This is a genomic window from Sutterella massiliensis, from assembly GCF_016899755.1.
In the GTDB taxonomy this organism is placed as follows: Bacteria; Pseudomonadota; Gammaproteobacteria; order Burkholderiales; family Burkholderiaceae_F; genus Sutterella; species Sutterella massiliensis.
Genome location: NZ_JACJJC010000216.1, coordinates 1 through 607 on the forward strand (window position 1 = coordinate 1; position 607 = coordinate 607).

General features: G+C 52.7%; 1 protein-coding gene. It reads right to left on the reverse strand.

The window, feature by feature from the left end; translation table 11 throughout:
* Nucleotides 1-181: 181 nt before the first annotated feature.
* The coding region (locus H6A60_RS12235) for a ParA family protein (protein ID WP_205105020.1) at nucleotides 182-607 on the reverse strand (426 nt) is incomplete at its 5' end.

Below are 607 nucleotides of genomic sequence, written 5' to 3' on the forward strand. Positions count from 1 at the left end.
GACTTGTTCCTTGAGGACCAGTTTATCGAGAGGAATGGACAGCACGGCGCCGCCGTTTTGAGCGGCTTTGTTGGCTGTGGAAATTAGATCCGCACGCTGACGAATCTTCTCAAGCATTTCAAGGGTGGCAGGCATCTGCTGTTCTTCCGCTGATTTGTGTTTTTTCGCTTGATCGCATTTTTTAAACGCCTGCAGCTTCAGTGAGGCGGATTTCTGCTTTTTTGTAGATTTCATCAAAGGCTTGCTGCAGTTCGGCTTCAGCACGTTTCCCGCCCGGTATCTCTCCGACCGGAACGCTTTCTGTGTTGGCTTTGTCGAATGGCGAGCGGTTGCGGATGATGTTTTTGAGGACCAGCCCCGGGATCTTAGCTTGCAGATTTTCGAGCGTCTTCTGATGACTGACCGATCTGTCGAAGGCGTTGATGATCGCGCCGATAATGCAGAGCTTCGGATTGAGCTGCTTTTGCACGTCAAAGATGGTGTCGAGAAGACCCGATAAGCCGTCAAGCGAGAAGCCGCAGAGTCGAATGGGACACAAAACGTGCGTTGCAGCCGTGAGACTTGCCGAGAGCTTGATGCCGAGGTGCGGCGGGCAGTCGATCAACAC